We start from the raw sequence: 12,459 nt of genomic DNA, 5'->3' as shown, positions 1-12,459 counted from the left end.
CCGCCACCGTGCACTGCGGCCGGAGCCGCCGGCGAAATTCCGCCTGCAGTTCCCACTATTCTCTGTCCGGTATTGCATGGCAAGCCTGTTCAGGAGCGGTTTGGCCGGGTTATCCACAGGCGTGGGGCACCCCCTTGGAAAGCGCGTTCAGCCGCTGGAGAATGTTTACGCCACGGTCTATCCAGCGGCCCGTTTGTTCTGTAGTCTTCAGGACATTGTTGGTCCGGGACTATGCCGTACGTAATCCATCAGGCTGCCCGGCCCCGCACGGCGGCCGGACTGAGGGGGAAACGGGGCGCACGTCGGCCAGGAGGCCGGCACCGGCGTTGAAATCCTTCGAAGGAGTGATCTGTAGTGTCTAGCCTGCCCCTGACTGCCAGGACCGAACAGACCACCACCGTTATCATCGGCACCGGACTTTCCGGCCTGGCCGTAGCTGCGGAGCTGCGCCGCCGGGGCGTGGACTCCATCGTGGTGGACGGGCTGGATATCCTCGGCGCCGCTTCGCCGCCCAACACCTCGTCCCTGCAGCGCTGTGACGCCGCTGATTCCGCCAGCCTGCAGGAGCGCAACGAAATCCTCCGGCACCTGCGCAACTATGCCGCAAGCCATCACGTGGATGTCCGCAACACCACCCGGGCCGTGCAGCTGACCATGGTGGATGGCGTGGCTCTGGATGGGATTGCGGCCACCCCTACCCATTGGGAAGTTCATACCCCCACGGGCATCCTGCTTGCCGACCACATCGTCCTCACCCGCTGCGCCCACAGCCAGCTGCGGCGCATGCTCAACGACTTCGGCATCGCGGTGGGCAGGAACCTTGCCGCTGCGATGCGGGCCATCGGGATCTACCTGGTGGGAGTGGGCGAGCTGATTACGCCCTCACCGAAGGAAGTCCTGCGGCAGGCCAAAACCGTGGGGCTGGCCATCTCCGCCAAGGTCAACCCCGATGCCGGAACGCTCCCGGCTACCGGAAGCCTCGCCGTCCTGCCCTGCTAGGAACGTGCGGGTCACCCGCCGAAGCGGGCCGCGGCGCGACCCCGGGAGCCGCCGGGAGCGGGCCTCGGCGCTGCCCGGCGCGGCCGTGAGCTACCGGCCGGGCAACCGCGTCAGCCCTCCGTGTCCTCCCGGTCGTTGCCGGAAAGCCGGCGGCGGGCCAGGACGGCCAGCGCCACCAGCAGGCCCACAGCCACCACGGCGAAAATCACGATGCTCCACTGGAACGGCTCCCCCGAACCGGCCGGCTCGGCGGGTTCTGCGGTGGTACCGGGCTGGGCGCTGCCCATCCCCGGAACGGTGGAGGCCGCCGTCGGGCTTGCCGACGCTGCACCCGACGGGGTGTCTGACGCAGCACCACCGGGCGAAGCGGCAGTTGCCGTGAAACTGAAGGTCCCCTCAATGGGATGCGAATCGGAGCTGACCACGCGCCAGGCCACGACGTATTCCCCGGCGGGGCCGCCTGCCCGCAGCTTCTGGGACACCACGTTGTCCACAATCTCCACGGCCCCGTCCGCCCACTCCGTCCCGGCCGCATCCTTGACCGAAATGGAGGGCCCGATGCCCAACGGGTTGTTGTTGAAGGTCACCGACACCTCAGCAGGCGGTGTGGCAACCGCCGCGCCCTGGGCCGGGCTGGTCGACTCGGCAGCGTCGTGGGCGGCTGCGGGCCCGGCCAGGCCCAGGACGGCGGCGGCGGAGACGAGGACACCGAGCACAAGGCTCAGGAACTGGCGGCGGATGGAACGCATGAGGGGACTGCTCCTTGTGTTGGCTTCCTTACAGACTAGGGGAATTTGAAGGCCGATCCCCCGGTACCACCATAAGATGCTGGTATCCCCACAGACTCCCCCGGAGGACAAATGCTCAAGCAAGGCTCTGCCCTGGACCGGTACTTCAAAGTCACCGAGCGCGGCTCCAACCTTTCCCGCGAAATCCGCGGCGGGTTCGCCACGTTCTTCGCCATGAGCTACATCGTGGTGCTGAACCCCCTGATCCTGTCCGGCCCGGACTCCAGCGGCAATACCCTGGGCTTCACCGCCGTCGCGGCCGTAACGGCCTTTGTGGCAGGCATCCTGACCATCTTGATGGGCGCCTGGGCCCGGCACCCCTTCGCGCTGGCCACCGGGCTGGGCGTCAACGCGTTTGTGGCGGTCACCGTGGCCACCAACCCGGGCCTGACGTGGCCGGACATGATGGGCCTGGTTGTCCTCTCCGGCGTCACCATGCTGATCCTGGTCCTCACCGGCTTCCGGACCGCTGTGTTCAAAGCCGTGCCGGACGGACTGAAAACGGCGATCGTGGTGGGCATCGGACTGTTCATCGCGCTGATCGGCCTGGTCAACGCCGGGTTTGTCCGGCGCATCCCGGACGTGGCAGGCACCACCGTGCCGGTGGGCCTGGGCTTTGACGGCAAGCTGCTGGGCTGGCCCACCGCCGTGTTTGTCTTCGGCTTGATCCTCACCATCGCCCTGGTGGTCCGCAAGGTCAAGGGCGCCATCCTGATCGGCATCATCACCTCCACCGTGATCTCCGTGATCCTGGAAATGACCCTGCACATCGGACCCAGCTTCGACGGCGAAAAGTCCAACCCGCAGGGCTGGTCCCTGGTGGCGCCGGAGTTCTCCGGCTGGGCCGCACCGGACCTGTCGCTGATCGGCAAGGCCAACCCGTTCGGCGCCTTCGAGCACCTGGGCTTTGTGGCCGCCACGCTGCTGGCCTTCGTGATCCTGCTCAGCATCTTCTTCGACGCCATGGGCACCATGGTGGGCCTGGCCAACGAGGCCGGCACCATCGATGAGCACGGCAACATCCCCGACGTGGACCGTGTCCTCCAGGTGGACGCCCTCGGAGCCATCGTGGGCGGCGGCGCGTCCGTCTCCTCGAACCAGATCTACGTGGAGGCCGGCGCCGGCATCGGCGAAGGTGCCCGCACCGGCGTCGCGTCAATCGTCACCGGCCTGCTGTTCCTGGTGGCCATGTTCTTCACCCCGCTGATCAACCTGGTGCCCTTCGAGGCCGTGGCGCCGGCGCTGGTGGTGGTGGGCTTCATGATGGTGTCCCAGGTGGGCAAGATCGACTGGCAGGACTGGGGCATCGCCATCCCGGCGTTCCTGACCTTCACGCTGATGCCGTTCACGTATTCCATTGCCAACGGCCTCGGCGCCGGCTTCATCGCCTTTGTGCTGATCCGCACCGTCCAGGGCCGGATCAAGGAGATCCACCCGCTGATGTGGGCCGTGGCTGCCGCGTTCCTGCTGTTCTTCGCCGTGGGTCCCATCGAGGCCGCCCTGGGCATGTAACTCCCCCTTGCCGGTGGGGTTACACGGGGGTGTTGGGCGCCAGCCCTTCATCCCCGGTCACCGCCCGCGCCTTCCGTTCCCGCAACCGGTCCAACCGGTTCATCAGGGGCGAGGTGGTGGCGCCGTGGATCACGATCGAGAGCGCCACCACCAGCCCCACGAAGGCCCACAGTTCCCGTGCCTGGCCGCCGAACTGGCCTTCGGCAAGGGCGTAGGCCAGGTAGTACAGCGAGCCGATGCCGCGGATCCCGAAGAAGGACAGCGCGATCCGTTCCCGCGGCCCGGTTTTGCCGCCCAGCAGTCCCAGCCAGCCCGCCACGGGACGCACCACCAGCAGGAACGCCAGGGCCACCAGCACCTCGGCAAGCCCGACGCCGGCAAGCAGGCCGCGGGCGATCGCACCGCCCAGCAGCACCAGGATCACCACGGTCAGCAGCCGTTCCAGCTGCTCCACGTAGGAGTGCAGCACCCGGTGGTAACCGTGGCTGTGTTCGGCGGCACGAATGGTGACCGCGCAGACAAAGACCGCGATGAAGCCGTAGCCCTCCGCCAGTTCTGTCAGGCCGTAGGCCAGGAACGTGGCTGCCAGGGCCACAAAACCTTCCGAGTGGTTGGACAGCCGCAGGCTGTCCGCCTTGGCCGAGAAAAAGAGCCGCGCCAGCAGCTTTCCGGTCAGGAACCCCGCCAGCAGGCCAACAGCCAGCCGCCACACCACGTCCACGCCGAACCATTCCGGAAACCACTCCGACGGCTGTGAGCCCACCACGCTGATGATGATCGCCAGATAGACAAAGGGAAATGCCAGCCCGTCGTTGAGGCCGGCCTCGGAGGTAAGCCCGAACCGGACCTCGTCCTCCTTGTCCGCCTCATCGTCGTGGTCCGCAGGCTCGCCCACCTGGACCTCCGAGGCCAGGACCGGGTCCGTGGGCGCCAGGCTGGCCGCCACCAACAGGGCAGCGCCAAGGCCCAAACCGAGGAACCACAACCCCAGCAGGGTCAGCCCCACGATGCACAGCGGCATGGCGATGCCCAGCAGCCGCCAGGTGGTGGCCCACCGCTTCCGCCCCACGGGCCGGTCCAGCGCCAGCCCGGCGCCCATCAGCGACACAATCACGCAGATCTCGGCAAGGTGCAGGACAAATTCGTTGTGGGCGATCGGGTCCGGGCTGGGCAGCGTGGGGATCAGCGCGAAAGCGGCCATCCCGGCGCCGAGGAACACCATGGGCATCGAAAAAGGCATGTTGCGCAGGGCTTTGGGCAGGATAGCGGCCACAAAGACCGCCAGCCCGGCGGCCGCGAAAAGGATGTTGGGACCTTCAAACATGGGGTACTGCTCCGGCCTGGATCGTGGCGCCCGTGGGCGCAGGCAAAGGGTAACGGTCCCCGGGGGAAGGGATTGCTCCACCATAGCCCCCGGGCGGCCCGAAAGTTCTTGGATTCCAGACAGTCCACCGGCGGTGTTGCTGGCATTCGCGGCCTGCATGCGGTGAGCTTGGACCATGGATCTGCTATCCGCCGCCGTCGACGTCCCGCCCCGGCCCTGGACGGGCAGGTTCGACGGCGACGCGGCCGAACACCGCCGCTGGTGGCAGGCGGTGGAAGCAGGCCGGGACGTTGATGAGGATGCCAACGACGGCGGGGACACCGTGGCGGATACCGCACCCTGGGTGCCGCACGGCGGTGCCGCTGCCGGATCCGCGCGGGCCCGTCCCGCAGGCCGGAACGGTAACCCCAGCCCGGCGGTGCTGCTGGGCTTTGCCAGCGACGAGGGGGTGCGCCGGAACAAGGGCCGCACCGGCGCCGCAACGGCACCGGCGGCCATCCGGCGCGCGCTGGGGCCGTTGGCATTCCACCTGGACCGTGAGGTGGCCGACGCCGGCGACGTGGTGGTCTCCGGCGGGGACCTGGAAGCCGGCCAGGCGCGTGCCGGCAAAGCGGTGACGGCCCTGATCGATGCCGGCAACCTGACGGTGCTGCTGGGCGGCGGCCATGAAACCGCCTACGCCAGCTACCTGGGCGTCAGCGCGTCAGCGGCCGTCACGGCAGGCCAGCGGCTGGGCGTGCTGAACCTCGATGCGCACTTCGACCTGCGGGACGAACCACTCCCCAGCTCCGGCACCCCGTTCCTCCAGATGGCCCGCGCCGAAGCGGCCGCGGGCCGCGAACTCCGTTACGCCGTCGTCGGGATTTCCGAAACAAACAACACCCGCGCGCTCTTTGATACTGCCCGGAAGCTGGATGTGGCGTACCTGCTGGACGAGGAATGCGACGCGGACCGGGTGCGGGGCTTTGTGGCCGGGTTCCTGGCCGGCATCGACGTGCTGTACCTGACCATCGATCTGGACGTCCTGCCGGCGGCTGTCGCTCCGGGCGTCAGCGCGCCCGCGGCCTTCGGCGTCCCGTTCCCCATCATCAGCGCCATCTGCCGGCAGGTGGCCTGGAGCGGGAAGCTCCTCCACCTGGACGTGGCGGAACTGAACCCGGCCTACGACCTTGACGGCCGGACCGCGAAGGTGGCGGCCCGGCTGGTGGACACCCTGCTGCGCTGAGCGGTGGCTACCGGCCCTTGAGGACGTAACGGCGTTCCGGCCGGCCCACGCCGTACTTGAGCCGGACGTCGAGGGTCCCTTCGTCGTGCAGGTATTCGAGGTAGCGGCGGGCACTGACGCGGGACGTGCCCAGCTGCTCGGCCAGCTCTGCTGCGGAGAGGTCTGACGAGGTTGCGTGCAGGGCGGTTTCCACCAGTTTCAGGGTCTCCACGCTGCAGCCCTTCGGTAGCGGCCGTTCTGTGCGGTCCAGGCCGAACACCCGGTTCACATCCGACTGGTCGGCGCCGTCCTTGGCCTGTTCGAGCCCCTGGTAAGCGTTGCGGTAGTGCTCCAGCCGCTCCTGCAGGTCCGTCTGCGAGAAGGGCTTGATCAGGTAGTGCACAATTCCGCCGCGGAGGGCCTTGCGGACGGTTTCCACTTCGCGGGCGGCGCTGATCACCAGCACATCCAGTTCCGGGGCGACCGCCCGCAGCCGGTGCATCAGGTCCAGCCCGTTGATGTCCGGCAGGTGGATGTCCAGCAGCACCAGGTCCGGTTGCAGCCGCTCGGTATCCGCTACCGCCTGCGCCCCGGTGTGGGCGGCACCCACCACCGTGAACCCTGCGGTGCGCTGGATAAAACCTGCGTGCACCTTGGCCACCATAAAGTCGTCGTCGACGATCAGGACCTTGATCATTTTCCTGCACCTCTTTGGAATCGTGCCGTGAAGACTGCACCGTTGTCGTTGGCCACCGTCAGGTCGCCGCCGGACCGGCGGCACACCACCCTGGAAAGCGCCAGGCCGAAACCGCGCCCGCCTTCCTGCCGGGGGTCCTTGGTGGTGAACCCCTGCTGGAAGATTTTCGCTGCAGTGCCCGGCGGCACACCCGGACCATTGTCCCGGACCGTGACGGTCACCTGGCCGGCCCGCTCCGCCACCAGCACCAGGACTTCGGCGGCCGGCACCCCTGCCAGCGCGTCGAAGGCGTTGTCCACCAGGTTCCCGGCCACGGTGGCAAGGTCCCGTGACAGCCCATCATCCACGGCCTCCAGCCGGGAATCAGGGGACAGTTTAAGCGCCACACCCCGTTCCGTCGCGAGGCTTGATTTGGCGATCAGCAGGGCGGCGAGCGCCGGATCGTGGATCCTGCCGGTCACTTCATCGTTGAGCCGGGTCCGGTCCACGGTGGCGCCGTTGACGAACTGCACCACCGAGTCGTACTCGCCGATCTGGATCAGGCCCGAGATCACGTGCAGCTGGTTGGCGAACTCGTGCGCCTGGGCGCGGAGCGTATCGGTGGCGGTCCGGGTGGCCCCAAGCTCCCGCTCCAACGACGAAAGCTCCGTCCTGTCACGCAGGGTGGTGACGGAGCCGATGGCCCGGCCCCGGGACCGGATGGGAACCCGGTTCAGCACCACCAGCCGCTCCCCCACCAGGACCAGCTGGTCCGTTTCGGTCTGGTCCCGGGTGAGGACCACTTTCAGGGCCGGATCCACGTGGAGGGAGCCAAGTTTCCGGCCCACGCAGTCCGCCGGCAGGCCCAACAGCTCCCGGGCACTGTCGTTGGCCACGGTGATGCGTTCGTTCGGGTCCAGCGCCACCACGCCTTCCTTGAGGCCGTGCAGCATCGCTTCCCGGTTTTCCACAAGGCCCGTGATCTCGCTGGGTTCCATGCCCAGGGTCTGCCGTTTGACGCGGCGGGACAGCAGCAGCGAACCGGCCACACCCAGGACGCTTGCCACGCCCAGGTAGGTCAGCAGGTTGGGTACGGCGTCGCCCAGGCGTTCCAGCACGGTGGGATAGTTCCTGCTGATGGAGGCGATCCCGATCATCTTGCCCGAGTCGTTGAGCACGGGGACGTGCGCTGACAGGACGGCGGGGCCGGTCCCGGCCACCACCCCGGTCCAGGCCCGGCCTTCCATGACCCGGCTTTCCCCCAGCTCCAACCGCCCGCCCAACAGCCCGGGGTCCGAGGTGGCCACCACCGTGAGGTCGATTTTCGCGAGCGCCACCTGGGCTGATCCGGAGACCGTGCGAACTGACTCGGCCACTGCCGTCAGTGCCGCACCGCCCCTTGGTTCCGCCTCGGGCAGGAGTTCCCGCACGGCCGGGCTGTTGCCCAGCGCCTCGGCCGCAGACAGAGCCCGGCGGCCCTCGATCCGTTCAAAGGTGGCGGCTGACTGTGCCAGGGAGATGGCCACCACGGCGACGAGCACGGCAAGGACAATCAGCAGCTGAAGCACCAGATACTGCCCCGCCAGGGACATTCCTCTTCGACGAGTCACTCTGGTTGGTCCTTATGGTGGGGTGCGGCAGCCGGCCGGTGCCGGGGTACCGGAACTATACCGCAGGGCCGCTGGCCGCCAGGGCCCGCCTTCGGCCGCACGCGCCGCCAACAGGTGGTGATGAGGGGCCGGAAACGTGAACGCAATGAACTTAACTTTCTCTGCGTACATAAGAGTGACCCCGGTCACGGACGCCCCTAGCATCGAAACACCAGTCAGTCCTGCTGAACATATTTCTTGAGAAGAGGAACACCATGCGCCAAATCCGCGCATTGCGTATTGCCGCCGTCGCCGCCGGCATCGCCCTGATGGCTACCGGCTGCGGTGCCACAGGTAAGAGCTCCACCGGTTCGGAAAGCTCCGGCGCCGCTGCCGGCCCCATCACCGGACTGCAGATCATGGTCCCCAACACCCCCGGTGGCGGCTATGACACCACCGCCCGTGCCGCCGCGAAGGTTCTCGATGACGAGAAGATCTCCACCAACACCGAGGTCTTCAACCTCGCCGGCGCCGGCGGCACCGTGGGCCTGGCCCGCGTGGTCAACGAAAAGGGCAACGGCGACCTCACCATGCTCATGGGCCTTGGCGTGGTGGGCGCCAGCTACACCAACAAGTCCGAATCGAAGCTGACGGGCACCACCCCGCTGGCCCGCCTGATCGAAGAGCCTGGCGCCATCATGGTGAGCAAGGATTCGCCGTACAAAACCATCGATGACCTGGTGACGGCATGGAAGGCCGATCCGGGCTCCATCGCCGTGGGCGGCGGCTCCTCACCGGGCGGACCGGACCACCTGCTGCCCATGCAGCTGGCCGGCGCGGTGGGCATCGACGCCACCAAGGTCAACTTCGTCTCCTACGACGGCGGCGGCGACCTGCTCCCCGCGATCCTGGGCAACAAGCTCGGCTTCGCCGCTTCGGGTGCCGGCGAATACCTGCAGCAGATCCAGTCCGGTGAAATCCGGGTTCTCGCCACCAGCGGTGCCGAGCGGCTCGAAGGCGTGGATGCACCCACGCTGAAGGAATCCAAGATCGACCTGGTCTTCACCAACTGGCGCGGCATCGTGGCCCCTCCGGGCATCAACGACGCCGACAAGGCCGCACTGATCGCCGCACTCGAAAAGATGCACGCGAGTGCCAGCTGGAAGGAAGCCCTCAAGACCCACAGCTGGACCGACGCGTTCATCACGGGCGACGAGTTTGCGTCCTTCCTCACCGAACAGGACAAGCGGGTGGCTGACGTCCTGACGAAGCTCGGGTTGGCGTGAGTTCCTTGGCTACCAGCCTCAAAGGCCGCTCCGAGCTGGGGGTAGCCCTCCTGCTCGGGGCGGCCGGCGTTGTGGTTTTCCTCGACGCCAACGGATTGGTCACCCCGTATTCGAAGTCGGATCCGGTGGGTCCCAAGACCGTCCCGTTCATCGTGGCGGCCCTGCTGATCGTCTGCGCCGTGATGCTGGCCATCAACGTCCTCCGTGGCGGCAAGGGCGAGTCCGAAGGCGGCGAGGACGTTGACCTCAGCCACCCCGCCGACTGGAAGACCGTCCTGCCGCTGGCAGGGGCATTTGTCCTGAACATCCTGCTCATCGACTGGGCCGGCTGGGTCATCTCCGGAACTGTCCTGTTCTGGGGCAGCGTGCTGGCCCTGGGCAGCCGCCACTACATCCGTGACGGGATCATCTCGGTGGCACTGTCGCTGCTGACCTTCTACGGCTTCTACCTCGGCCTCGGCATCGCCCTGCCCGCCGGACTCCTGGAAGGAATCCTCTAATGGACGTCTGGTCCTCATTGATGGACGGTTTTGCCACCGCCCTCACCCCGCTGAACTTCATGTACGCCGTGATCGGCGTCATCCTGGGTACCGCCGTCGGCGTCCTCCCGGGCCTGGGCCCGGCCATGACGGTGGCACTGCTGCTTCCCGTCACGTACGCCCTGGAACCCACCAGCGCCTTCATCATGTTCGCCGGCATCTACTACGGCGGCATGTACGGCGGGTCCACCACCTCCATCCTGCTGAACACACCCGGCGAATCGTCGTCGGTGGTGACAGCCATCGAAGGCAACAAGATGGCCAAGGCCGGACGGGCGGCGCAGGCGCTGGCGACGGCGGCCATCGGCTCGTTCGTCGCCGGCACCATCGGCACCGCCCTCCTGGCCGTCTGCGCACCGATTGTGGTCAAGTTCGCCGTCAGCCTGGGCGCGCCCAGCTACTTCGCGATCATGATCCTCGCCCTGCTTGCCGTCACCGCCGTCCTGGGTTCGTCCCGGCTCCGCGGCTTCGCCTCGCTGGGCCTGGGCCTGGCCATCGGCCTGGTGGGCATCGACTCCGTCACCGGCCAGCGCCGCCTGACCTTCGGCCAGCCCCTGCTGGCCGACGGACTGGACATCGTGGTGGTGGCCGTGGCCATCTTCGCGGTGGGCGAGGCGCTCTGGGTCGCTGCGCACCTGCGCCGCACTCCCCTGCACGCCATTCCCGTGGGACAGCCCTGGATGGGCAAATCGGACTGGAAGCGGTCCTGGAAACCGTGGCTGCGGGGCACGGCGTTCGGGTTCCCGTTCGGTGCACTGCCGGCCGGCGGCGCCGAAATTCCCACCTTCCTGTCCTACGTGACTGAGAAGCGCCTCTCGAAGCACCCGGAGGAGTTCGGGAAGGGCGCCATCGAGGGCGTGGCAGGCCCGGAGGCCGCAAACAACGCGGCCGCCGCCGGAACCCTGACCCCCATGCTGGCCCTTGGCCTGCCCACCAACGCCACGGCAGCGGTGATGCTCGCGGCGTTCACCAGCTACGGCATCCAGCCCGGACCCCAGCTGTTCTCCAGCCAGGGGCCCCTGGTGTGGGCACTGATCGCCAGCCTGTTCATTGGCAACTTCCTGCTCCTGATCATCAACCTGCCGCTGGCACCCCTGTGGGCCAAGCTGCTGCAGCTCCCCCGCCCCTACCTGTACGCCGGCATCCTCTTCTTCGCCACACTGGGCGCCTATTCGGTGAACCTGCAGGCCTTCGACCTGATGATCCTGCTGGTCCTGGGCGCCCTGGGCTTTATGATGCGGCGCTTCGGGCTTCCGGTCCTGCCCCTGATCCTTGGCGTCATCCTGGGCCCGCGCATCGAAGGCCAGCTGCGGAAGACCCTGCAGCTGAGCGCAGGCGACCCGGCAGGGCTGTGGAGCGAGCCGATCGCCGTCGTGGTGTACATCATTGTGGCGATCATCCTGGCCTGGCCGTTCGCGCTGAAACTGATCAAGCGCAACCGCCCCGGGAAGAAGCCACTGCTGCCCGCCAATTCCGGAGCAGCCGACTACAGCGACTGAAAAGCCGCAGGCTTCCCAGCCATCCATCAACCGTGTGCAGACCCAAGGAGCAAACATGACGATCGTTGTGGGATACGTCCCCACCCCGGAAGGTGAAGCGGCCCTGACCCAGGCCATCGCCGAAGCCCGGAAAACCGACACCACCCTGCTGGTCATCAACTCGTCAAAAGGTGACGCGCTGGTGGACAACCGGTACGCGCAGGATTCCGAAATCCAGAGCATCGAAGACCGGCTGGCGACCCAGGGCATCAAACACGTGATCAAGCAGCCGGTCCGTGGCCACGATGCTGCAGCTGAAGTCCTGGACGCCGCCGAGGAGCACAACGCGGAGCTGATTGTGATCGGCCTGCGCCGCCGCACCCCGGTGGGCAAGCTGATCATGGGCAGCGTCTCGCAGCGGATCCTGCTCGAGGCCGACTGCCCGGTGCTGGCCGTCAAAGCCGGCTAAAGAAACCCAGGACGCAACGAGCCCCGACCTGCCCTCCCTCGCGGACCGGCGGTCGGGGCTCTTTGTTATGACAGCGCCTGACGCGATTTCATCCAGACCCTTGATTAACCTGGGTGGGAGCGGCTGACAAAACTGTCACACCGTAGGCCGTTCGCACAGTGATCCGCCAAGGGAAGGACTTATGGAATGCGTAAATCCAAGCTGGGAATCGCCGCTGCCGCCGTCGCAGGGGCCGTGGGCATAACGTTGTTTGCGACGCCGTCGATGGCTTTCGCCAGCGGCGGGGCATCGGTGGGTGGATCGTCAGCCCACTGGAATTCGGCCACAAATACGGTCTCAAGCACCGATACCCGGAAGGACGGCATTTCGTCCGTGGCGCAGCTTCAATACACCCTTAACGGGCGCACCTACACGGCGACCCTGACCAACAGCAATGGAACCGGAACCACCTCTGCTGCCCAGAACAGCGGCATCGGCGGAACTGTCTACCTGCGTGCCTGCCTCAACAACCGCAGCGCAAATACGGGAATCTACGGATGCTCCGGCTGGGTGGCCCTGGCAGCCTGATATTTGTGGCAGGAGCCGCGCCGGGGGT

12 protein-coding genes are annotated in these 12,459 nt (G+C 67.2%); 8 read left to right on the top strand and 4 right to left on the bottom strand.

The window, feature by feature from the left end; all coding sequences use genetic code 11:
• The first annotated feature begins 363 nt into the window (after positions 1-363).
• A complete protein-coding gene (locus ACRB8A_RS02545; RefSeq protein ID WP_082178236.1) occupies positions 364-999 on the top strand; it encodes an NAD(P)-binding protein in 636 nt (211 codons plus the stop codon).
• A gap of 110 nt (positions 1,000-1,109) precedes the next feature.
• Here the strand turns inward: ACRB8A_RS02545 and ACRB8A_RS02540 are convergent, their stop codons facing one another.
• The gene (locus ACRB8A_RS02540) at positions 1,110-1,748 is read right to left on the bottom strand and encodes a copper resistance CopC family protein (protein WP_432245516.1); all 639 of its coding nucleotides are present in this window, start codon (positions 1,746-1,748) and stop codon (positions 1,110-1,112) included.
• Between the two features lie 111 nt (positions 1,749-1,859).
• On the opposite strand from ACRB8A_RS02540, the gene ACRB8A_RS02535 reads away from it, so the two are divergent.
• A complete protein-coding gene (locus ACRB8A_RS02535; RefSeq protein ID WP_050684952.1) occupies positions 1,860-3,299 on the top strand; it encodes an NCS2 family permease in 1,440 nt (479 codons plus the stop codon).
• Between the two features lie 19 nt (positions 3,300-3,318).
• Here the strand turns inward: ACRB8A_RS02535 and ACRB8A_RS02530 are convergent, their stop codons facing one another.
• A complete protein-coding gene (locus ACRB8A_RS02530) occupies positions 3,319-4,623 on the bottom strand; it encodes a cation:proton antiporter (protein WP_056599967.1) in 1,305 nt (434 codons plus the stop codon).
• Positions 4,624-4,798: 175 nt separating this feature from the next.
• Here ACRB8A_RS02530 and hutG point away from each other — a divergent pair, with 175 nt between their 5' ends.
• Positions 4,799-5,848, top strand: a complete 1,050-nt coding sequence (gene hutG, locus ACRB8A_RS02525) for a formimidoylglutamase (protein WP_432245515.1) — start codon at positions 4,799-4,801, stop codon at positions 5,846-5,848.
• Between the two features lie 7 nt (positions 5,849-5,855).
• Here the strand turns inward: hutG and ACRB8A_RS02520 are convergent, their stop codons facing one another.
• Positions 5,856-6,524 (bottom strand): response regulator, encoded by a 669-nt coding sequence (locus ACRB8A_RS02520; protein WP_050684955.1) that lies wholly within the window; start codon positions 6,522-6,524, stop codon positions 5,856-5,858.
• Positions 6,521-8,095 (bottom strand): sensor histidine kinase, encoded by a 1,575-nt coding sequence (locus tag ACRB8A_RS02515; RefSeq protein WP_056599961.1) that lies wholly within the window; start codon positions 8,093-8,095, stop codon positions 6,521-6,523. The genes ACRB8A_RS02520 and ACRB8A_RS02515 overlap by 4 nt, the downstream gene beginning before the upstream one ends.
• Before the next feature lie 272 nt (positions 8,096-8,367).
• Here ACRB8A_RS02515 and ACRB8A_RS02510 point away from each other — a divergent pair, with 272 nt between their 5' ends.
• From ACRB8A_RS02510 to ACRB8A_RS02490, 5 genes are all read left to right on the top strand, one after another.
• Entirely contained in the window at positions 8,368-9,378 is a 1,011-nt protein-coding gene (locus tag ACRB8A_RS02510; protein WP_050684957.1) for a Bug family tripartite tricarboxylate transporter substrate binding protein, read from the top strand.
• Positions 9,375-9,878 carry a tripartite tricarboxylate transporter TctB family protein gene (locus tag ACRB8A_RS02505; protein WP_432245514.1) on the top strand — a complete coding sequence of 168 codons (504 nt, stop codon included), beginning with the start codon at positions 9,375-9,377 and terminating at the stop codon, positions 9,876-9,878. Before ACRB8A_RS02510 ends, ACRB8A_RS02505 begins: the two co-directional genes overlap by 4 nt.
• Positions 9,878-11,416 carry a tripartite tricarboxylate transporter permease gene (locus tag ACRB8A_RS02500; protein ID WP_050684959.1) on the top strand — a complete coding sequence of 513 codons (1,539 nt, stop codon included), beginning with the start codon at positions 9,878-9,880 and terminating at the stop codon, positions 11,414-11,416. The genes ACRB8A_RS02505 and ACRB8A_RS02500 overlap by 1 nt, the downstream gene beginning before the upstream one ends.
• 55 nt (positions 11,417-11,471) lie before the next feature.
• A complete protein-coding gene (locus ACRB8A_RS02495; protein WP_050684960.1) occupies positions 11,472-11,864 on the top strand; it encodes a universal stress protein in 393 nt (130 codons plus the stop codon).
• A gap of 186 nt (positions 11,865-12,050) precedes the next feature.
• Entirely contained in the window at positions 12,051-12,431 is a 381-nt protein-coding gene (locus ACRB8A_RS02490) for a hypothetical protein (protein ID WP_432245513.1), read from the top strand.
• The last annotated feature ends 28 nt before the right edge of the window (positions 12,432-12,459 follow it).

This window comes from Arthrobacter sp. G.S.26 (assembly GCF_050847375.1).
Classification (GTDB): domain Bacteria; phylum Actinomycetota; class Actinomycetes; order Actinomycetales; family Micrococcaceae; genus Arthrobacter.
This window is presented reverse-complemented; position numbering and strand designations above follow the sequence as displayed.